Origin of the sequence: Acinetobacter sp. YH12239, from assembly GCF_013417635.1 — a bacterium.
Lineage (GTDB): Bacteria > Pseudomonadota > Gammaproteobacteria > Pseudomonadales > Moraxellaceae > Acinetobacter.
The window spans coordinates 39,220-61,358 of the sequence record NZ_VPDP01000007.1; the positions used below are offsets into that span (position 1 = coordinate 39,220).

15 protein-coding genes are annotated in these 22,139 nt (G+C 40.9%); 8 read left to right on the forward strand and 7 right to left on the reverse strand.

Features of this window, described 5'->3' with window-relative positions:
• Window positions 1-86 precede the first annotated feature (86 nt).
• From FTV17_RS07895 to FTV17_RS07930, 8 genes are all read left to right on the forward strand, one after another.
• Window positions 87-1,580: a UvrD-helicase domain-containing protein gene (locus FTV17_RS07895; RefSeq protein WP_179998851.1), complete on the forward strand. Its 1,494-nt coding sequence runs from the start codon at window positions 87-89 to the stop codon at window positions 1,578-1,580.
• A 27-nt stretch (window positions 1,581-1,607) separates the two neighbouring features.
• Window positions 1,608-2,975, forward strand: coding sequence for an AAA family ATPase (locus tag FTV17_RS07900; protein ID WP_179998852.1), 1,368 nt, complete (start codon window positions 1,608-1,610; stop codon window positions 2,973-2,975).
• 314 nt (window positions 2,976-3,289) lie between these two features.
• Entirely contained in the window at window positions 3,290-6,127 is a 2,838-nt protein-coding gene (locus FTV17_RS07905) for a monovalent cation/H+ antiporter subunit A (RefSeq protein ID WP_179998853.1), read from the forward strand.
• Between the two features lie 3 nt (window positions 6,128-6,130).
• Window positions 6,131-6,496 (forward strand): Na+/H+ antiporter subunit C, encoded by a 366-nt coding sequence (locus tag FTV17_RS07910; RefSeq protein ID WP_092767259.1) that lies wholly within the window; start codon window positions 6,131-6,133, stop codon window positions 6,494-6,496.
• Window positions 6,496-8,307: a monovalent cation/H+ antiporter subunit D gene (locus FTV17_RS07915; protein ID WP_179998854.1), complete on the forward strand. Its 1,812-nt coding sequence runs from the start codon at window positions 6,496-6,498 to the stop codon at window positions 8,305-8,307. The genes FTV17_RS07910 and FTV17_RS07915 overlap by 1 nt, the downstream gene beginning before the upstream one ends.
• Window positions 8,308-8,832, forward strand: coding sequence for a Na+/H+ antiporter subunit E (locus FTV17_RS07920; RefSeq protein ID WP_179998855.1), 525 nt, complete (start codon window positions 8,308-8,310; stop codon window positions 8,830-8,832). It begins immediately after the preceding gene.
• A complete protein-coding gene (locus FTV17_RS07925) occupies window positions 8,829-9,104 on the forward strand; it encodes a monovalent cation/H+ antiporter subunit F (RefSeq protein WP_035263999.1) in 276 nt (91 codons plus the stop codon). The genes FTV17_RS07920 and FTV17_RS07925 overlap by 4 nt, the downstream gene beginning before the upstream one ends.
• A gap of 9 nt (window positions 9,105-9,113) precedes the next feature.
• Entirely contained in the window at window positions 9,114-9,506 is a 393-nt protein-coding gene (locus FTV17_RS07930; protein WP_035263996.1) for a Na+/H+ antiporter subunit G, read from the forward strand.
• 35 nt (window positions 9,507-9,541) lie between these two features.
• Here the strand turns inward: FTV17_RS07930 and FTV17_RS07935 are convergent, their stop codons facing one another.
• From FTV17_RS07935 to pilQ, 7 genes are all read right to left on the reverse strand, one after another.
• Window positions 9,542-10,432 carry a metal-dependent hydrolase gene (locus FTV17_RS07935; RefSeq protein ID WP_179998856.1) on the reverse strand — a complete coding sequence of 297 codons (891 nt, stop codon included), beginning with the start codon at window positions 10,430-10,432 and terminating at the stop codon, window positions 9,542-9,544.
• A 281-nt stretch (window positions 10,433-10,713) separates the two neighbouring features.
• Entirely contained in the window at window positions 10,714-12,135 is a 1,422-nt protein-coding gene (locus tag FTV17_RS07940) for an FAD-dependent oxidoreductase (protein WP_179998857.1), read from the reverse strand.
• A gap of 72 nt (window positions 12,136-12,207) precedes the next feature.
• Window positions 12,208-16,683 (reverse strand): glutamate synthase large subunit, encoded by a 4,476-nt coding sequence (gene gltB / locus FTV17_RS07945; RefSeq protein ID WP_179998921.1) that lies wholly within the window; start codon window positions 16,681-16,683, stop codon window positions 12,208-12,210.
• Between the two features lie 413 nt (window positions 16,684-17,096).
• On the reverse strand, window positions 17,097-17,942 hold the full coding sequence (locus FTV17_RS07950; protein ID WP_179998858.1) for a hypothetical protein: 846 nt from the start codon (window positions 17,940-17,942) through the stop codon (window positions 17,097-17,099).
• A 14-nt stretch (window positions 17,943-17,956) separates the two neighbouring features.
• A complete protein-coding gene (aroB, locus tag FTV17_RS07955; RefSeq protein ID WP_179998859.1) occupies window positions 17,957-19,036 on the reverse strand; it encodes a 3-dehydroquinate synthase in 1,080 nt (359 codons plus the stop codon).
• A gap of 25 nt (window positions 19,037-19,061) precedes the next feature.
• On the reverse strand, window positions 19,062-19,604 hold the full coding sequence (gene aroK / locus FTV17_RS07960) for a shikimate kinase AroK (protein WP_035263975.1): 543 nt from the start codon (window positions 19,602-19,604) through the stop codon (window positions 19,062-19,064).
• Window positions 19,605-19,640: 36 nt separating this feature from the next.
• The gene (pilQ, locus tag FTV17_RS07965; RefSeq protein ID WP_373687197.1) at window positions 19,641-22,085 is read right to left on the reverse strand and encodes a type IV pilus secretin PilQ; all 2,445 of its coding nucleotides are present in this window, start codon (window positions 22,083-22,085) and stop codon (window positions 19,641-19,643) included.
• Window positions 22,086-22,139: the final 54 nt, after the last annotated feature.

The following is a 22,139-nucleotide window of genomic DNA, read 5'->3' on the forward strand; positions in this document are numbered from 1 at the left end:
CAAAAAGAAGAAGATTGAACGCTCCCCTTTGTAAATTCTTGCTATACTCACTGATCATTTTAAAACCATTGAAGATTTATCAACCTGTGTCTGTCATTGTCAAACCTACCTTAGAACAAGAAATTGCGATTCAACAAGCGCAATCTGGTCAATCCTTCAAAGTGATTGCCTATGCAGGTACAGGTAAAACAACAACGCTTAAATTAGTCAGTGATGCGATGCAACATCGTCGCGGTATGTATCTTGCCTTTAACAAAGCGATTGCCAGCGAGGCTCAACAAAAATTTCATCAGCGCGTGGATTGTCGTACATTCCACTCTTTAGCATTTCGAAGCGTTCCACGTGGAGTGACAGATAAACTTAGACTCCCGCGCTTGAGCCCGAGCTTTATTGCCAAAGAATACCGTTTGCAACCCATCACATTACGCCGACTCATGGGGGGGCGTTACGAAAAATATGCGCTCATGCCTAGTCGTTTAGCGGGCTTAGTTGCAAATGCTGTCAGTTATTTCTGTTCAACAAGCTCGCAATATCCTGCACCCCGCCATATTCAAGCACCAAGTTGGCTACATGCTGACGATATTGCGGTATTACAGCAACACCTCTATCCAGCAGTCGAACGTCGTTGGTTGGAATCAATCGACCCTAATCATCAGGCTGGCATTGGACATGACATCTATCTCAAATTATGGGCTTTATCAGATCCTTTTATACCCGCAGACTATGTATTGTTTGATGAAGCACAGGATGCTGACCCACTCATGCTAGGGATTTTACTCAAGCAAAAAAGTACGCAAGTCATCTATGTCGGCGATGCACATCAACAAATTTATGCATGGCGTGGGGCAGTCAATGCAATGCAACAAATGCCTTTACCCGAATCGCGCCTAACCACTTCATTCCGTTTTGGTAATGATATTGCTGAAGTTGCTAATCACTTATTAGGCGCACTCAATGAGACTGTTCCATTGATTGGCAATCCCGAACTCCAATCAAAAGTCGTCAACAAGCCTCATACCAAAATGCGAGATGCGATTTTATGCCGTACTAACGCACGCGCGATGGAACTTTTACTCTCAGGATTAGTTCAAGGAGACAAAGTGAGCCTGCAAGCCGATCATGCGAAATTAAATCGCTTTGTTGACGCTGCAAGCTTACTTAAACAAGGTAAAAGAGTAACGGACGTTCCAGAGTTAGCTTGGTTCAACTCTTGGCATGATGTGCATGAATATTGTGAAACAAATGATGGTAGTGATATCAAGCCTTTGGTTAAATTGGTTGATGAACATGGTACAGACCCACTCAAACGAGCACTTGCCAAAATCACACCCATTGAACAAGCGGACTATGTAATCTCAACCGCTCATAAAGCCAAAGGTTTAGAGTGGAATCGCGTGCATTTAGAAGATGATTACCAATTTAAAATTAATGGACTAGAACATAAAATTAGCGATGAAGAATTACGTTTACTTTATGTTGCATGTACACGAGCAAAAAGCAGCTTAAATATTCATCATATTTATGATTTAATACAACAACTCAAACTTAAATCCACGATTAAAACGAAAGCAACAGCATAATCCCTTACGATAAGTTGCAGGCAAAATATGAAAGTTCAATCTATTCAGTTACGTCACTGTTATCATTTTTCAGATATAAAAATTAAATTTGATCCAACTCAACGACCAATATCTATTATTTTAGGTGATCAGGCCTCTGGTAAAACTGCGATTATTAAAAATATTTATCAAGCTTTAACATGGTTTGCTGCACGTGCCAAAGATTTAAGAACCGCTGGTGTGGTTATGCTTGATTCGGATATTAAGCACAAACACATTCAAGCCAAAATAGATATTTGTGTTCAATATCCCACTGATATTGGATCTATTGAACAGGCTGCGACTGTGCAACACAATGAAGATGGTTTATGCGAATGGCAACTCTATAAAACATTAACCAGTAAAGGTGTAGGTCATAGTAAAGCGCTAACGACTCAATTAGAATCACTCGTTCATCTTTATCAACAAGCGACCAAACAAGATCCTGCTCAAGGCATGCCTATGGTGGCCTACTACCCTTCTGATCGCTTTATTAACGAAGTGAATTTGCTCAGCAAAAATAATCCTGCTGTATTACAAACACATGCAGCCTATGAACTTGCAGCACTCCCTTATACAACCTTTGCTCGGTTCTTCGAATGGTTTCGTGAAATTAGCGACATCGAAAATGCACGATTAGCACAAGTTTTTCAAAAAATTCAAACCAATCAAAAATTATCCTCTCATCATGACCAAGAGGATTTAGTTGCAAAATTATTGAATCTTGAAGCAGAGATGCAACTACCATCACTCAAAGCACTCAAGAAAGCCATCCAGACATTATTCCCAGCGATCAGTGACATTTATATTGAATATACGCCCAAGATCCAATTAATGCTGGTACAAAATGGTCAAGAAATTCCTTTTGCGCAATTATCTAATTCGTATCGTCAATGGTTGTGTTTAGTGGGTGATATTGTCAGACGACTTTGTCTCTTGAATCCTCATAGTATTGACCCATGCCTTGATGGTGAAGGCATTCTATTAATTGACAATATTGATGCTCAAGTAGATGAAGATTTTGTGCAAAACGTACTCAACCGTTTGCATGAAGCATTCCCACAAATTCAAATTATCGCATCTGCATGCTCTGAATTGATTTTAAACAATGAAGTAGATGTACAAGCTTTTAAATTAGAAAATCGAAAAATTGTTGAAGTAGAACAAAACCAAATCAGGGAACAATATGATGAACTATTTGCTCAACTCATGGCTAGTGATTTACAAGATGACCAAATCTCTGAAGTGAGTCGATCTACTGATACGCTTGATGGCTTGCGTTTGTTTGAACACTTCAAAAATTTATCAGTGTCAGAGAAAAAGCGCTTCATTGAGTATCTCCAAGCTGGTGACTTATCGAGTATTTCATCACCCTAATTGATTGGAAATAGATGAGTTAATCGGGTATGACTCACTCAATTTAAACAGAAATTTAAGCTTTTTTTCGCTATAATTCTGAATTGTGTAGCTAAAAAGTTTGATGTAATTTTATACATGTAATAAAATCTACTCATTCATTTTTTAATCAAAAAATGTCTATTTCTTTGCATTAGCTTTCCAAGTTGCGCAACACAACTTGTTTTTGTTTTTAAAATTCGTTCGGCTTTCAAAGTTTAAGTAGTTGGATGACTCTTTGCCATCCTCAAGCTTTTGAAAGATAAAACTCATCATAGGTTCCGGCCTACAACTCTATGGATACGAGTGTGCTACCGATTATTATATTGTTACCATTAATACTTGGCACTTTTCTTGTCCTCTGGCTGCAAAAAATCTCTCGCGGGGCGACAGCATTAGGGGCAATTGGAGTCAGCTTAACAAGTTTTATCTTGTTGCTGACTCAAGCCAAAGACGTCTTTCAAGGTCAAGTCATCTCTGAGCACTGGTCATGGTTACCACAGTTTGGTATCGACTTAAGCTTTAGACTTGATGCATTAGGCTTGATCTTCTCCCTCCTTATTACAGGGATTGGGACGCTCATTTATATTTATGCTTATTATTATTTAAATCATAAAAACTCACTAAGTAAGTTATATTTCTTACTGATGCTGTTCATGGCCGCCATGCTCGGCATTTCACTTTCCAATAATTTACTTATTCTTCTTGTCTTTTGGGAAATGACCAGTATTTCGTCATTCCTTTTAGTGGGTTATTGGAGTAACTACGAAGCAGCACAGCGTGGCTCAAGAATGGCCTTAACCATCACAGGTATGGGTGGTTTAGCCATGCTCGGTGGTTTTATTTTATTAGGTCAAATCACTGGCACATATCAAATTGATCAAATCCTCAATATGACGGCGCAGATTCAATCGAGTCATTTATTTGTGCCAGCCTTGCTCCTTATTCTTTTAGGTGCATTCACTAAAAGTGCTCAATTCCCTTTCCATTTTTGGTTACCAAATGCAATGGCTGCTCCAACACCCGTGTCAGCTTATTTGCATTCAGCGACAATGGTTAAAGCCGGAATTTTCTTACTGGCTCGCTTAATGCCGATCTTTGTTGGTTCTGCTCTGTATCACAACCTTGTCACCTTTGTTGGTTTATTTACCTTATGTATGGCCGCGTTCTTTGCCATTTTTAAGGAAGATCTGAAAGGTTTGCTCGCCTACTCCACCATTAGTCATTTAGGCTTGATCGTTTGCTTACTGGGGATTGGTTCACCACTCGCTGTAGCTGCAGCTATTTTTCATATCATTAACCATGCGACCTTTAAAGCAGCATTATTCATGATCGCCGGCATTATCGACCATGAAACAGGTACCCGTGATTTAAGAAAACTCAGTGGGGTATGGCAGTTACTTCCATTTACAGCGACTTTAACCATGATTACCGCGGCATCGATGGCTGGTGTACCACTGACCAATGGATTCTTATCTAAAGAAATGTTCTTTACTGAACTATTAGCGAATCTCTCGGGTGGTATAGGTGTCTTCGCAGCAATTATTGCAACACTCGCGGGTCTGTTTGCTGTCGCGTATTCTGTTCGTTTAGTTCATGGCGTATTTTTTGATGGTGATTTAGGCAAAGCGATTCCAAATAAAGATGCGCATGAACCACCAATTGGTATGCGTGCACCTGCAATTTTATTAGCCACATTATGTATTGCAGTGGGTCTATTACCAGCGCTCTTAGTAGGCGATATCGTCAATGCTGGTGCACGAGCAAGCACCAACCTTCCAGCTTTTGAAGGCGTACATCTAGCAATTTGGCATGGCTTTAACGTGCCTTTATTGATGAGTGCGATTGCATTGATTGGCGGTATTATTTTTTATTTTAGTCTTGCGAAGAACAGTAGAATTCGTGACATTGACCTTGATCCAATACTTGGCAAACTTCAAGGTAAAGTCCTGTTTGATCTCTTTCTCAAACATTTGCTCTTAAATTCGCGAAAACTAAAAAGAGCAACAGAAACAGGTTCTCTACAAAACTATTTATTGTGGATATTAATTTTTGCTGTTGCTTTAGTCTCCATGCCTCTCATTGGTCAAGGTATTTATGCAGGTACACGCGAACTGACGCATGCACCATTGGTTGCAATCGTGCTTTGGTTATTACTGTTTTCAGCGTGCTGGATGATGCTTTGGTTTCACCATGAACGCATTAAAGCCGTTCTTATCAGTGGAGCAATCGGTCTTGTCGTGACGATGGTCTTTGTTACGATGTCAGCACCAGACCTGGCACTCACACAAATCACAGTCGATGTTGTCACAACTGTTTTACTTCTGATGAGTCTGTCCCTCTTACCACAACTTACGCCTTATGAATCTTCACGCACTCGTCGTTGGAGAGATGCGGTGATTGCAATCATCGGAGGCCTAGGAATCGGTTGGATCACTTGGATGATTCTAACGCGTGATCACAATTCAATCTCATGGTTCTTTGTTCAACAATCTCTACCGCTCGGTGGTGGTTCAAATATTGTGAACGTAATTTTAGTCGATTTCCGTGGATTTGATACCTTTGGTGAAATCACAGTACTGGGTATTGCTGCGATTGGGACACTGTGTTTAATGGATGGAATGCGTGCTCATGGTACGACCATTACACAAGGCTTAACCTATCGCTTTAATCCGTCACCGTTGATGTTCCGAATGACCGCATCTTGGGTCCTTCCGATTGCCTTAGTCGTCAGCTTATATATTTTCTTACGCGGACATAACCTTCCAGGGGGTGGCTTTATCGCAGGTCTCATTACATCAATGGCGCTTGTGATTCAGTACATTGCACTAGGTCAAGATCACACTGAACAACTCTTACGAGCAAAATCTGGGCGTCTTTATGAAATTTGGATTGGTACTGGCTTAACTGTTGCTGGTCTGACTGGGGTCGCTGCGTGGTTCTGGGGTCGACCATTCCTGACTAGTGCTCATATCTATGTAGAGCCGATCATTCTTGGAAAAATGCATTTGCCATCTGCGGCAGCATTTGATGTTGGTGTCTATGTCACAGTCGTTGGTGCAACAATGCTCATGATTTCCGTTTTAGGTGACTCACGCAACTCAAGCATCACCGGACCCGTACCGAAGGAGTAAAGAATGATTAGTTTAGAATTTTTACTCGCCTCTGCTATTGGATTATTAGTTGCCACAGGTATTTATCTGATTTTACGTGCCCGCACTTTCCCTGTGGTACTAGGCTTGGCCATGATAGGGTATGCAGTCAATTTATTTCTCTTCGCAATGGGGCGGATTCAATTAAATTCACCTGCGATTTTGACAAATGCCACACAAGTCACCGATCCTTTACCTCAAGCACTTGTATTAACGGCAATTGTAATCGGCTTTGCCACAACTGCTTTTATCGTGCAACTAGCATTGAGAAGTCGTTATGAATCGGGTACTGATCATGTTGATTCTAAAGAAGAAATAATTAATACAGACCCAAGAGAGGATGAGCCTTAATGATGATTTTTTATGATTTATGGCTCACTCACTCGCCAATTTTAAGTATTTTAATTCCGACATTTACTGCATTTATTTTAGTGCTATTGGGTAATCCAGGTTCAGGATCTTTAGCGCATGACTGGCGTCAACCTTGGCGTCGTGGAATCAGTTTAACATCGGTTTTTCTTGGTTTAGCGACTGCAATCATTTACTTAATTCAGGCGAACTCTGGTCAAATCTTTGTATATAGTTTAAGCGAGTGGTCAGCTCCTTTTGGCATTGTACTTGTACTAGATCGTTTGGCAGCTTTTATGCTCGTGCTCACCTATGCCCTTGCGACACCCATTATTTGGTTTGCAAGTAAAGAATGGGACGAACGTGGACGCTATTTCCATGCGATGAGCCATTTTTTACTCATGGGATTATGTGGTGCATTTCTAACAGGTGACTTATTCAACCTGTTTGTCTTCTTTGAAGTACTGTTGATGGCTTCATATGTATTGCTTCTACATGGTCAAGGCAAAGCACGTTTCCAACTTGGTATTCACTATGTAACGATCAACCTATTAGCCTCTGCCTTCTTTTTGATTGGCTTAGGGATGATTTATGGTAATACTGGTAGCCTAAATATGGCTGATGTGGGTCGAATTATACGTACACTCGAAGGTGCTCAGTATAATATGGCAGTTGCAGGTGGATTAATGCTGTTTGTAGTCTTTGGTATCAAAGCTGCAATCCTCCCTGTCGGACTATGGTTACCTAAAACTTATGCCGTCGCCACCACTCCTGTAGCCGCATTATTCACCATCATGACCAAAGTGGGAATCTATACCATTTTACGTGTGAATGGAACCATATTCACCGATGAGCTTTCACGAGAAATTCTCAGCACTTGGCTGCTTCCAATTGGTTTAATTACGACTATTTATGGTGTGATTGGTGCGATTGGTGCAGAGCGCATGCGTCGTTTTGTTGGCTTTATGATCCTATCGTCTATTGGAACGATTGCAATCGCCCTTTCTCTGATGACTGCAGATGCTTGGGCAGCAGCGCTATATTACCTCGTGCATAGTACGATTATTGCCGCTGCATTCTACTTACTATGCGGTTGGATTACTTCACAACGTGGCGCATTTAAAGATCATCTAAAAATTGCACCAATTATGAAACAGCAGACGCTAGTTTCGATTTGCTTCTTCATTATTGCGCTCATGATGGCTGGTCTTCCACCTTTCAGTGGTTTTTTAGGTAAGATCTTTATTCTGCAAGCAGCTTCTGTATCTAGCTATCAATTGCTCATTATTATTGTCATTCTGATTGTGAGCTTGCTTAGTATCATTGCTTTTACACGCTTAGGATTTGTCATTTTCTGGCGTTCTACAACTCCTGAAAACAATCCTAAAGAAGAAGCATATTTGGAATATCAAAAATTACCAAATCAGGCACCACCTCGTAATCACACCACGATTTATATTTTCCTGATTGGCCTTATTGCTTATGTGGCATTTGCAAATCCAATTACTCAGTATATTCAATATACCGCAGTCCAACTGAATGATTCTGAGCAATATATTTCAGCTGTCCTGAAAAAAGATGAGCAAGGAAATGTGATTAGTATGCAACCATTTGATCCAAATTATCTGCCAGAAACAAAATATGGCGGGGAATCTGCAGACCAAAATGCGCATTATATTCCACATATCGTAAGCGAGAAGGCACTTGAAGGAGAACATATCTCTGAGTACAAGCAACGTCAAATTAAAGAGCAAGAATTGAATCAGCTTCAGCCTGAAGAAGTTCAATCTAAACTTCAACCGATGGAGCAATAAATGAAACAACAAAGTTCTCTACTCGATCGAGTTTTCCCGCATCCATTTGTTTCTGTGATTGTGGGAATAAGTTGGCTAATGCTGGCACAAAGCGCTCAGTTTTTTGATATTTTAGTTGCCATTGTGATTGGTTTAGTCATCCCAAAATTGGTACAACCTTTTATCGTTCGCACACCCAATATTCATTGGGATTTAGCGTGCAAATTAATTTTGGTCGTACTTTGGGACATTATCATTAGTAATATCCGTGTCGCTAAGCAAGTGCTTGGACCAACTGACCGTTTACATCCCAAGTGGTATCGTGTTCCATTAGATACTAATCATGATCAGGTCAACAGCTTATTGGCAATGATCATTACGACTACACCTGGCACAGTGAGTGCTGGAATCGACCAAGAACGCGGTGACATTTTGGTTCATTCAATTAACTCAGATGATCCCGAAGCTGATATTTTGGAAATCAAACAACGCTATGAAGCACCACTTATGGCGATTTTCCATGTGAAACAAGGAGATTCAGCATGACGATCTTACTTTATGCATTGGGAATTAGTTTGATTGGAATTACGATTTCAATGCTGCTCTGCTTAATGCGTTTAGTCATTGGTCCTTCTATGGTAGATCGACTACTCGCACTAGATACTTTATTTCTGAATGCAACCTGCTTGGTCGTGGTACTTGGAATTTTTTGGGCAAGTACTTCATTGTTCGAAGGTGCATTGTTGGTGGCAATGCTTGGATTCGTATCCACGGCAGCATTGGCTCGTTATTTTACGACAGGCCATGTGGTGGACTAGGAGAACAATATGAATACTCAGCTCATCATGGAAATCTTAGTTTCATTCTTCCTTCTTATCGGTGCCTTCTTTACCCTTGTAGGTGGAATTGGAATCGTAAAGTTACCCGATCTGTTCATGCGTCTGCATGCACCTACAAAGTCGAGCACACTAGGCTTAGGTAGTTTTTTAATAGCAGCTATGATTTATTCAGCTTTTCATAGTCGCTTTGGGTTTGCTGAACTACTGATTACATTACTTGCCTTTATTACGGCACCTGTATCGGCAAATTTAATTGCACAAGCTGCATTACATTTACGTTTACGCTCTACATCAGGCGATGTCCCCGAAGCACTAGACCGCCCTCTCCCTTGGCAGCGCCAAAGAAGAATGCGTCAGTTTAATCAAGACTCATCTAAGTAATAAAAAAAACCTAGCTTTCGCTAGGTTTTTTTTTATTAGCTATACAATACAGGTTGGGGATGCTCTTGGAAGCCTTCCACTTGATATTCTTCAGCTAATTTTGCCTTCCAATGATTCACAATATCCGTATAGTCAATTTCAGAAGGATGAAAATCTTCTTTGTAGTACGATAAATATTCTGGGATTAGCTCGATCATCATTTTAGAAATCAGGTAAATACCATATAAGTTTCTACTGACCTTCGGTAAGCTTTTTCGACGATCTTGCCAAAATAATCGAGTCGCTGAATAAAATGTAAGACTCGCAAAACCTGTGGTTACGCTACGCATAATATTGCGGCGCACTTTGGTATCTTTGTATACCGCTTGGTAGACATCAAATGCAACTGCTCGATGTTCAATTTCTTCAATTGCATGCCACACCCAAAGCTTAGTTGCATCTTCATCTAAGGTCGACAGCACTTCAGGATGACGAAGAATATAACCACCCAATAACGCTGTAAAATGCTCAAAAGCACAGGTAATTGCTAACTGCAATTTTGGATGGGTAGTGCGAATAAATTCATCGCGTCGCGCTAACCATACTTGAAAGTTGTCAAGTTGATAATCATCACGGCGCCAAGCGTTATTAAATTCCGCATGTGCTTTTGAATGCATCGCTTCTTGACCAATAAATGCTGCAATCTGCGCTTGTAATTTTTCATCTTTCACTTTATCTCGTACATTACGAACACTATGAACAAAGAATTGTTCACCAATTGGAAAGGTAGAAGAAAGTGCCGTCAACAAGTGTGACATGACAGGAGAATTCGCGAAAAAATGGCGTCGTATGGCTTTAGGATTATAATTTAAACGTCGTACGGTAATCCCAATCGCTTTTGGACGATTTAAATAAGATTTATCTTTGGCGATTTGTGTAGTTGTCATTTTAGAGCCTATATGGATATAGCATTTCTTATTCATACTGTCAGAATAAATCAGATTTAATATTGCAAAAATAACCACACAGACAAATAAATTATATTTTTTGCCAATAAAGTCGCAAATTAAACTACAACTCCATTCTCTTTTTTAATTTAATTACATGATTCTTAAGATAGTTCTTGAATTGGATACTTTTGAATATTCAACAAGAGATTGTCAAACAAGTCATGCATATAAATGAAAAATCCTACCGAAGTAGGATTTTTTGTAAGGCGTGTTTTCGTTTAAACATCAAGATAATCTAAAATACCTTCAGCAGCTTGACGTCCTTCCCAAATCGCAGTTACGACCAAATCAGAACCACGCACCATATCTCCACCGGCAAAGATTTTCGGATTAGAAGTTTGGAACTTGTATTGTTGCTGCTCAGGTGCAACCACACGACCAGAACCATCTAAATTGATACTTACATCATTAAACCATTCTGCAGGGCTTGTACGGAAACCAAAGGCCAATAGCACTGCATCAGCAGGTAAGATTTCCTCTGAACCAGGGATTGGTTCAGGACTGCGACGACCACGACTATCAGGCTCACTGAGTTGAGTCGTCACAAATTTAACACCTGTGACCTTTCCATTTTCGCCCACGATTTCGATCGGCTGACGATTAAACTGGAATTCAACACCTTCTTCACGCGCATTGTTTACTTCACGGCGTGAACCTGGCATATTTTCTTCATCACGGCGGTATGCACAAGTGACAGATGTTGCACCTTGGCGGATTGAAGTACGGTTACAGTCCATAGCAGTATCACCACCACCCAGTACAATAACTTTCTTGCCTTCCACACTGATAAATTCTGAAGGATCTTTCTCCCAACCTTGGCAACGATTCACATTGGCAATTAAGAAATCAAGCGCATCATAAACACCTTCCAAATCTTCACCTGCGAAACCACCTTTCATGTATGTGTATGTTCCCATACCCATGAAGACAGCGTCATAATCAGCAAGCAATTGATCAATAGTGATGTCTGTGCCAATTTCTGTATTTAAACGGAATTCAATCCCCATGCCTGTAAAGATTTCACGACGACGTTTCATCACGTCCTTTTCCATCTTAAATTCAGGAATACCAAAGGTCAGCAAACCACCAATTTCTGGGCGCTTATCAAATACGACAGGTTTAACACCATTGCGCACCAAAATGTCCGCACAACCTAGACCTGCAGGGCCTGCACCAATAATCGCGACTTTTTTATCTGTCCATTTGACATGAGACATGTCAGGACGCCAGCCCAATGCAAATGCCGTATCATTAATATACTTTTCAGCATTACCAATCGTCACCGCACCAAATCCATCATTTAGTGTACATGCACCTTCACACAAACGGTCTTGAGGACAAACTCGACCACACACCTCAGGTAGTGTATTGGTTTGGTGGCAAAGCTCTGCTGCTTGAAAAATACGACCTTCAGCAATCAGTTTTAACCAGTTTGGAATATAGTTATGTACTGGACATTTCCATTCACAGTAAGGGTTACCACAACCTAAACAGCGATGTGTTTGGTTTTTCGCAACTTCAGCTGTAAAGGGTTTATAAATTTCCACAAACTCAGCTTTGCGGACGTTGAGATCTTTTTTCTCTGGATCTTGGCGTGCGACATCCAGGAATTGAAAGTCATTATTAAGGCGTTCTGCCATGTCTCTCTCCGTGGGTAGATGCAGTCTGTTGTTAGTTCAGCTGCATCTGCCTATATATCTGCAGTAGTGGAATTATTGAGGATCAGCTTGAGTTGTTTTTAATAAAGTCTGCAAGTTTGCAGCTTTTGGTTTCACCAACCAGAATTTACGGCTGTAGAAATCAAACTCGTTACGGATCTTGTACGCCCAAGCACTACCAGTTTCCTTAATATGCTCATCTAAAATGCGGCTTAAGAACTCTTTGTGTTCTTCCATTGATTCGGTCGAAATACGATTAAGCTCGATCAACTCGTGATTATAATGATCAACAAAGTCATTATCTAAATCAAGTACATAAGCAAAACCACCTGTCATACCTGCACCGAAGTTATGACCAACTTTACCCAGTACCGTCACAATACCACCTGTCATGTATTCACAACAGTGATCGCCTGCACCCTCAATCACCGCGAACGCACCTGAGTTACGAACAGCAAAACGTTCACCAGCTGTACCTGCAGCAAATAATTTACCGCCTGTTGCACCATATAAACATGTGTTACCAATGATCGCTGTTTCTTGTGTTTGGAATGGAGAACCCTTCGGTGGGAAAATTGAGATACGACCACCCGCCATACCTTTACCCACATAGTCATTCGCATCACCTTCAAGCTTGATATGCAGACCGCCCGCATTCCATACACCAAGTGATTGTCCAGCAGTACCTGTCAAATTCACTTTAACAGGGTGTGCTTCCATACTTAAGTTACCATAGCGACGAGCGATTTCACCTGAAACACGTGCCCCAATAGAACGGTCACAGTTACCAATGCTAAAACTGTATTCACCACCTGTACCAGCTTCAATCGCAGGCAATATTTCTGCGATCATGGACTCAGCCAAAACACCTTTATCAAATGGTGCATTTCCTTCAACTTCGCAATATTGAGCTTTGCCTTCAGCAGCTGGGTGTGATTCAAGTAAAGCACTTAAATCTAGGTGTGCATGCTTATCTGTTTCACCAGGTAGCATTTCTAGTAAATCGGTACGACCAATCAAGTCTTTCAAACTTGATACACCTAATGCAGCCAACCACTCACGTGTTTCCTCAGCAATAAAGGTGAAGAAGTTAATGAGCATTTGCGGTTCGCCAATATAGTGCTCTTGACGTAAATGATCTTGCTGAGTCGCTACACCAGTCGCACAGTTATTTAAGTGGCAGATACGGAGGTACTTACAACCCAATGCAATCATTGGTGTAGAACCAAAACCGAAGCTTTCCGCACCTAAAATAGCTGCTTTCACTACATCCAGACCCGTTTTTAAACCACCATCCGTTTGAACACGAACTTTACCACGCAAGTCATTTACACGAAGGGCTTGATGCGCTTCAGAAAGACCAAGCTCCCATGGCGAACCCGCATGATGAATCGAAGACAATGGCGATGCTGCTGTACCACCGTCATAACCAGAGATGGTGATAAAGTCAGCATAGGCTTTTGCAACACCCGCAGCAATCGTCCCCACACCTGGCTCAGATACCAGTTTTACAGAGACCATCGCTTGAGGGTTAACTTGTTTTAAATCAAAAATTAACTGTGATAAATCTTCGATTGAATAAATATCGTGGTGCGGTGGTGGAGAAATTAATGTCACACCCGGTACAGAGTAGCGTAAACGTGCAATTAAGCCATTCACTTTACCACCTGGCAACTGACCACCTTCACCCGGTTTTGCACCTTGTGCCACTTTAATTTGCAGTACTTCTGCAGACGTTAAGTAAGCAGGCGTTACACCAAAACGACCTGATGCGATTTGTTTGATTTTTGAGTTACGGATTGTGCCGTAACGCGCTGGATCTTCACCACCCTCACCTGAGTTCGAACGACCACCAATTGTATTCATTGCAATGGCAATCGCTTCATGTGCTTCTGGTGATAATGCCCCTAAGGACATCCCTGCAGAGTCAAAACGCGGAAGAATCGCCTCGACAGATTCAACTTGATCCAGTGGAATTGAATTTTCTATTTTGAGTTTAAATAAATCACGAATGGTTGCCACTGGACGATGATTTACAAGCTCAGCATATTCTTTGAAATCTTCATATTTCCCAGAACGTACAGATTTATGCAGAGCATTAATTACATCAGGGTTAAAAGCGTGATATTCCTTATCAAATACAAATTTCAGCAAACCACCTTGCTCAATTGGCTTACGTGATTTCCAAGCGGTTTCTGCTAATTTTTTCAAATCATTTTCAAGATCAACAAAAGTTGCACCTTTAATACGGCTTGGAACACCTGTGAAGCATTTATTAACAACTTCTTCAGATAAACCGACAGCTTCAAATAACTGCCCACCACGATATGAAGCAACAGTCGAAATACCCATTTTTGAAAGGACTTTCAGCAATCCTTTTTCAATCCCTTTACGGAAATTCGCTTGTGCATGAATCGGATCACCTAACAACTCACCTTTCGCAATTAAATCATTAATGACGTCATATGCAAGATATGGGTAAATTGCTGTTGCGCCAAAGCCAAGCATTACGGCAAACTGGTGTGGATCACGCGCTAAAGCTGTTTCAACAATAATGTTTGCATCTGTACGTAAACCTGCATGGATGAGGTAATGGTGGATAGCACCCGTTACCATCGCTGCATTGGCTGGTAAGAACCCTTCACGGATTTTCTTATCGGAAATCACCAATAGGGTTTTGCCATCACGAATTGCTTGCGCTGCTTCTTCACAAATACGTGTAATCGCGGCTTCTAGACCTTCAGTCTCTGCATAGTTTAGATCAATATCTGCAATCTCATAGCCCTTGCGACCTAAAGTGCGAATTTGATGCATTTTAGAGTTTGACAGTACAGGGCTTGAAATAATTAATCGATCCGCATGCTCTGGACCTTGTTCAAATACATTTTGTTCACGACCCAAACATGTTTCTAAAGACATTACGATCGATTCACGTAATGGATCGATTGGTGGGTTAGTTACTTGAGCAAACTGTTGACGGAAGTAATCTGTTACATGGCGTACTTGACGAGACAATACTGCCATCGGCGTATCATCGCCCATCGAACCTACTGCTTCTTGACCACTTTCAGCGATTGGACGTAATAACTGATCTCGCTCTTCAAATGTCACCATAAACATTTTTTGCGCTGCTTTTAAAACATCGCCTTTTAAGCCTTGATCACATAGATATTCTTCTAACTCAGGGCTGCCTTGGATACGCACTGAATTTTCACGCAACCATTGACGATAAGGACGCATTTTTTTCAGATGATTACTGACGTCTTTAGTATCCAGCAATTTACCAGTGAAAGTGTCAATGACTAAGATCTGACCTGGTCCAACACGACCTTTAGAGACCACATCTTCTGGTTCATAACCCCAGACACCAATTTCTGATGCAAGTGTGATGTAACCATTTTTAGTAATTACCCAACGTGCAGGACGTAAGCCATTACGGTCAAGCATACAAATCGCATGACGACCATCTTGAATCACAAGACCTGCTGGCCCGTCCCATGCTTCCATATGTTTAGAGTTGAACTCATAGAATGCACGTAAATCAGCATCTAAAGTTTCAACGTTTTGCCATGCTGGTGGAACGAGCATGCGTAGTGCACGGAATAAGTCCATACCTCCACCAACCAAGATCTCGAGCATGTTGTCTAAACTTGAAGAGTCAGAGCCAGTACGGTTTACGATTGGGTTAAGCTCAGTTAAACCTGGCAAGAGCGGGTTTTCAAACTTTGGTGTACGTGCCATCGCCCAGTTACGGTTTGCTGTAATGGTATTAATTTCACCATTGTGTGCTAAGTAACGGAAAGGTTGTGCCAATGGCCAACGTGGTAATGTATTGGTTGAGAAACGCTGATGGAACACCACAATGTGAGATTCCAAACGTGAATCAGCCAAATCTGTATAAAAATCTGCAATCGCTTCAGGCATCATTAAGCCTTTATAAGAGATCACAGTTGAACAAAGTGTTGTAACGTAGAATGAACTATCTTGACTTAATTTTTGTTCAGCACGACGTCGAGCCAAGAATAACTTACGGTTAAACTCAACTTCTTCAACACCCATTGGACAGTTAACAATTACTTGTTCAAAAGCTGGCAAAGACTGCATCGCAATTGAGCCTAATGCTTCATTATTGGTTGGCACTAAACGCCATGCAATTACACGCAAACCTTCTGATTCAATTTCTTTAGTCAGCACTTGTTTTGCATGTGCAGCAATTGCAGGATCTAGGCTAAGAAAAACTGTACCTACTGCAAAAATTTCACTGAGTGTAATATCACTTAAACGTTTTGCTTCTTCACGGAAGAATTGCTTAGGCATAGCCAAAAGTAGACCACATCCATCACCCGTCTTACCATCTGCAGCAATACCACCGCGGTGCGTCATACAACTTAAACTATGAATCGCGGTCTTGACCAAGTCATGACTCGCATCACCTTGCATATGGGCGATTAATCCGAAACCACAGTTATCTTTAAACTCATCCGGTTGGTATAGACCTTTAGCGGGAGCTACAGTATTAGGCGATGGCATGTGCATAGCGTACCCTTCTTCAACATGGCCCTCATTGGGCAAAACTTATCTATTCTTCAAATACGATTTCTTTATAAAACAAAGACATGATTCTATATGTCTTTCGTTATTGAACGTCTTTTCTGATTTAATTTCACAAATGTACGAGACGATTTGCACCCATTTAAAGCAGATCAATTTGACTAAATCGCACACTAAATTAAGGTCTTCGCTCCAAAATAGGGACAATTTACTTAATCAGTGCACCAATAAAGCAAAATCTATGCCAATATTTATTTATTCCGTGCAAGCGTTTTATTTCAATTATTTTGTCATTATTAACCGAAAAGGCACCAAATTAGAACCACTTTATCGCACCAATGATGTGCAAATTTATTATGCTTTCGTTTAATTTTGCGCCATTTTATACCATTTTAATTAAATGGATCACTAATTTGAGCCTCTTGATTCCGTTTATCCGTATTATTCTTTGAATTATCGCTCGAAATAGGGTCAACATTCGATTGCGAACGTCTCACATCAACCACATTTCCTGACTGATCTTTTCTTGTAATAGTCACATTAGTTGTTGCCTTAGCAGGATCAACCACAGGGGTTGGCTTAGGACGAACCAGCAAGGACTCATCAATCAATGGTACAGCTGCAGGTCGTAATTTAATTTCGTATAATTTTGCAGTTGTTAGTTCTTCAGAACCCATGTCATTGACTTGACCCACAAACTGATTAAAGCCAGTAACTTTAGGCGCTACAGAAGGTGGTAACTTTAAATCCAATCCATTTAAAGTTGTCTTGGCAGCACCTTCCCCCATAAACAGCCCATAACCCAAAATGTACTGTTCAACTTGATCTTCACCACTCAAACGAAAATAAATGTATGGTTTACGATCAGTTTGCTTATTAAGAAAACTTTTAATTACATCTTCATTGGTAACGCGAAATAGTTCGATAAAATAATTATTTTTATTATCTTGAATAAACTTTGTGCCTCTAAATTCAGGCAAATGGTTTCCTGAAGCAACTTTACGCTCAGTTAATTCCAAAGGTCGTACTTGATCAGTCAGCCCACCCAAATAATTTGTTGCTGCTACCTTTTCTGGTTGAATCTGAACTTGAGTTTCTTCAATTTGCTTAGACTGAGCAACCAACTCTTTGCTATCTGTCAAAATCCAGAATACAAAAGATGCGACTAAAAACAGTATGCCACCGATCAACCAAGTATATTGTTGCGCTGTGCGTGGGGATGAGTGGCGTACCGTCATGAGAAAACCTAAGATTATGCTTGATTACGTAAAATCGCTTGTTTCATTAATTCCACATCAAACTCTTTGGTAATTACTGCTTGCCCTAGCGACTTCAAGAGCACTAAACGTAATTGACCATTCAGGACTTTTTTGTCATGAGACATATATGCCAAAAATTCATCAAGTGGAATTTGAGGACATTTTATCGGTAATTTCGCACGTTGAATGATAATTTTTGTACGTTCAAGGTCAGCTTCTGTGATCCACCCCATTAAATAAGATAAATCTGCCGCCATCACCATTCCCGTCGCCACAGCCTCACCATGTAACCACTCACCATATCCCAGATAAGATTCAATCGCATGTCCAAAGGTATGACCTAAATTCAGTAATGCACGCTCACCCTGTTCTTTCTCGTCATTGGCCACAATTCGCGCTTTGTGTGCACAAGAGCGATACACTGCTTCAGCAAGTAATTCTGGATGTTGTGCAACGAGACCATCCATGTTTTCCTCAAGCCATGCAAGAAAATCAACATCTCCTAATAGGGCATACTTAATGACTTCAGCCAAACCTGCTGATAACTCACGCTCAGGCAATGTTTTAAGTTGCGCCATATCCGCAAGTACGACCTGTGGCTGCTGGAATGCGCCAATCATGTTTTTGCCTAATGGGTGGTTGATTCCAGTTTTACCGCCAACGCTCGAATCGACTTGCGATAGCAGCGTGGTTGGGACTTGAATAAAATACACTCCGCGTTGGAAACAAGCTGATGCAAATCCAGCCATGTCACCAATCACCCCTCCACCCAAGGCAAGCACTGTACAATCGCGGTTAAATCCTGCCTCAAGCAAGGCATCAAAAATTAAATTCAAATGTTCAATATTTTTATAACATTCACCATCAGGTAGAACACATGTCCCAACTTTTTTACCCAAACCTTCCACAGCTGATACATAGTGATCTAAATACAACGGTTTAACCGTTTCATTGGTGACAATCATGACCTGTTGCCCATGAATATAGGGTTCAAGTAATTGTTGCGGATCTAAATCACTACCAATGAAAATAGGATAACGGCGTTCACCGAGTTCAACGAATAAGGTTTGCATGATGTTATAAGCCAATAAAACAAATTTAATTCAATTCTTTTGCGACAATCACATTAAGAATACGTTGCGCCAAATCACGCGCAGCACCTTGATTCGTTTCAATAATATGATGTGCAACTTCACGATAGAGCGGATCACGAATATTCAATAATTCACGTAATTTCTGTTCAGGATTTTCGACTTGTAATAAAGGTCGATTTTTATCACGGTAGGTTCTTTGAAGTTGTATTTCTACGGGAGTATAAAGGTAAATCACAATACCTCGATCTTTTAGATAAGATCGATTAATCGACTGAGTAACTGCACCGCCACCCGTCGCAACAACTAAATTTTGTTTTGATGTTAAATCATCAATTACCAGTGATTCACGATGTCTGAATCCCTGTTCACCCTCTTTCTCAAAAATCCATGGGATGGTCGCCCCAGTTTTTCTTTCTATCTCATGATCACTATCAAGAAACTCTCGATGAAGTAAATCTGCAAGATGTCGACCAACGGTTGTTTTACCAGCTCCCATGGGCCCTACCAAATAAATATTCGGTAGGGTTTCAAACTCTTTGCTTGGCAAGGAGTCACCTATTGAATTGCTTTCATTGAAACTATATTAATTGTTTCTAGTTTGCCTGTCATTAACAATTCTTGGTGTCACAAAGATTAATAACTCACGCTTATTCTCTGTTTTACTGTCTTTACGGAATAGACGACCAACAGCAGGAATATCACCAAAGAAAGGCACCTTGGTTTGGTTAAAAATCGTTTCTTGCTCGAAAATACCACCTAACACCACAGTTTCACCGTTGTTCACGAGCACATTGGTATCAATTTGATTTTTATTCAAAATGATTTCACCATTCTGTGCGTAACCTGCTGGTGAATCACTGGTAATATTCAATTTCATTTGAATTTTACCATCAGGTGTAATACTTGGTGTTACCTCTAAGCTTAACAATGCTTCTTTAAAGGAAGTCGTCGCCGTTGCAGCACCACCTGCAGTTTCAGTGGTTTGGTAAGGAATTTCCTGACCCGAAGCAACTTTCGCTTGCTGCTTGTCAGCAGTGAGAACTTTTGGTGTAGAAATAACCTCACCGTAGCCATCAGCTTGTAGTGCCGACAACTCAAGATCCAGCATAAAATCAGACATATTGATTAAACCAAATGCAATTTTACCTGCAGCCCCAGCCACACCTAAATCCACATTTAAGTTATCAGGACGTTGAATATTATAACGACCATCCTCACTTGGTGATTTTAAATCCCACAGCGTTTGATCACTACCACCAACCAAAAGATCATTATTGGTTGCAACACCTTTCGATACTACACCCCATTTCACACCCATTTCTTTGGTGAAATCTGTTGTCGCGCGTACAATACGAGCTTCGATCATGACTTGTTTTACAGAAACATCCAATAAATCAATCATCTTGCGAATTTGATCAATTTTTTGAACTGTATCGTTAATGATCAATGTATTGGTACGTGGATCAATTGAAACTGTACCACGTGGACTTAATAATGACCCGACACTGTCCCCCAATGGGTCAGTTGTTGAGTTTGTATTATTACCATTAGAAGAACGACTGTTACGACCTTCAGTAATCAACTTTTCAATATCTTCAACTTTGGCATAGCTCAATTGAATATATTCGGTTTGCAATGGTGCCAATTTCACACTTTGTGCAATGGCTTTCGCCTCTTCTTCTTCGGCTTTAATCAATTCTGGAACAGGTGCAATCCAAATCACGTTTCCGTTGCGACGCTTATCCAAGTTCTTGGTTTTCATTACAATATCAAGCGCTTGATCCCAAGGCACATCTTTTAAGCGTAATGTAATATTCCCTTGAACTGAATCCGAAGTCACCATATTAATGCCGGTAAAATCAGCCAACAATTGTAATACGCGGCGCACTTCAATGTCTTGGAAGTCGAGAGAAATCTTATTACCTGTATATTTCGGTGTACGATTTTGGCTGCTTAAGCCTTTTTTCTCTTCTGGGCGTTTTAGACTGATGGTTAACTTACCATCTGTTTGATAAGCCATATATTCGAAGCTACCGCTCGATTGAATGGAAATTACACCATTCGACTTATCATTATAAGCATCTACTGTAGAGACTGGCGTCGCAAAATCATTAACGTTTAAACGGCGCACCAAATGCGATGGAATTTTATTACCGAGGAAACGCACCACAACTTTGCTACCTTGTTGTTGTACATCTACTGGTGTATCTGCTGTTTTTAAATTCAGTACAACTTGTCCCTCACCTGCACTACCGCGCTCAAAACCAATATCTTGCAGTCCTTGTTGTACTGCTTGATAAGCGACAGGTGCTGGCGGTGTATACGCAACAGGCTGCTGATAAACAGGAGCTACTGGAGGTGGTACAGGTGCTGCAACTTGCTGACGAACCACTGGTGCAGGTGGAGCGGCAGGTCTTAAAACCGTAGGCGTTGGTGCAGTTGGTTTCAATACCTGCTGTGCTGCAACAGGAATCACAGGTGTTGGCGTTACTGGTGTCGCTGCCACAGCTGTAGCCGCAACAGGTGTAACGTTATTCGTCAGATTAGGACGTATAACTGGCTTTAAAACACTTGTTTTAGTCGCTGGTTCTGCTGCTTTGGCTTGTGTAACCACTGGCGCCGCTGGTGTTGCCACTTTCGCAGAGTTCGGATTATTTATTTTTAAAATAAAGGTATTGCCTTCAACACGTGTCGTGTAGCTACCTTTCTGCGTTAAATTGACAGTTAACCGTGAACGTTGATCATTAGAAATGACTTCAACTGAGTTTGCTTCAGTGGTCGACACAGGTATTTTAGTATTCGCCAGTGTCTGACCTGCCTGCATAAAATCCAAAACCAGTCGAGATGGATTTTCCAATTGATACGACTGTGGCTGTGGAGGTAATCCGTTAAACATGACACGGATTTCTGTTCCTTGACCTGGCACCTGCAAAGGCACAATATTGGTCATCGTAGTTTTAGCCGCCGCTGCCTGCATAACAGCTATAGAAACAGTGGTCATAGCGAATTGACGAAGAAAACGGTTCATATACTGTCGATCCCCACCCCAAAAATTTTGCATACTCTTTTTCATTGTTATTCC

Bases quoted from the DNA above. Each gene is read 5' to 3' on its own strand.
- FTV17_RS07925 (WP_035263999.1), top strand. From the start codon at position 8,829: ATGACGATCTTACTTTATGCATTGGGAATTAGTTTGATTGGAATTACG.
- FTV17_RS07950 (WP_179998858.1), bottom strand. From the start codon at position 17,942: ATGACGGTACGCCACTCATCCCCACGCACAGCGCAACAATATACTTGG.
- FTV17_RS07940 (WP_179998857.1), bottom strand. From the start codon at position 12,135: ATGGCAGAACGCCTTAATAATGACTTTCAATTCCTGGATGTCGCACGC.
- FTV17_RS07910 (WP_092767259.1), top strand. From the start codon at position 6,131: ATGATTAGTTTAGAATTTTTACTCGCCTCTGCTATTGGATTATTAGTT.
- FTV17_RS07920 (WP_179998855.1), top strand. From the start codon at position 8,308: ATGAAACAACAAAGTTCTCTACTCGATCGAGTTTTCCCGCATCCATTT.
- pilQ (WP_373687197.1), bottom strand. From the start codon at position 22,085: ATGAACCGTTTTCTTCGTCAATTCGCTATGACCACTGTTTCTATAGCT.
- aroB (WP_179998859.1), bottom strand. From the start codon at position 19,036: ATGCAAACCTTATTCGTTGAACTCGGTGAACGCCGTTATCCTATTTTC.
- gltB (WP_179998921.1), bottom strand. From the start codon at position 16,683: ATGCCATCGCCTAATACTGTAGCTCCCGCTAAAGGTCTATACCAACCG.
- FTV17_RS07905 (WP_179998853.1), top strand. From the start codon at position 3,290: ATGGATACGAGTGTGCTACCGATTATTATATTGTTACCATTAATACTT.
- FTV17_RS07900 (WP_179998852.1), top strand. From the start codon at position 1,608: ATGAAAGTTCAATCTATTCAGTTACGTCACTGTTATCATTTTTCAGAT.
- FTV17_RS07930 (WP_035263996.1), top strand. From the start codon at position 9,114: ATGAATACTCAGCTCATCATGGAAATCTTAGTTTCATTCTTCCTTCTT.
- FTV17_RS07915 (WP_179998854.1), top strand. From the start codon at position 6,496: ATGATGATTTTTTATGATTTATGGCTCACTCACTCGCCAATTTTAAGT.
- FTV17_RS07935 (WP_179998856.1), bottom strand. From the start codon at position 10,432: ATGACAACTACACAAATCGCCAAAGATAAATCTTATTTAAATCGTCCA.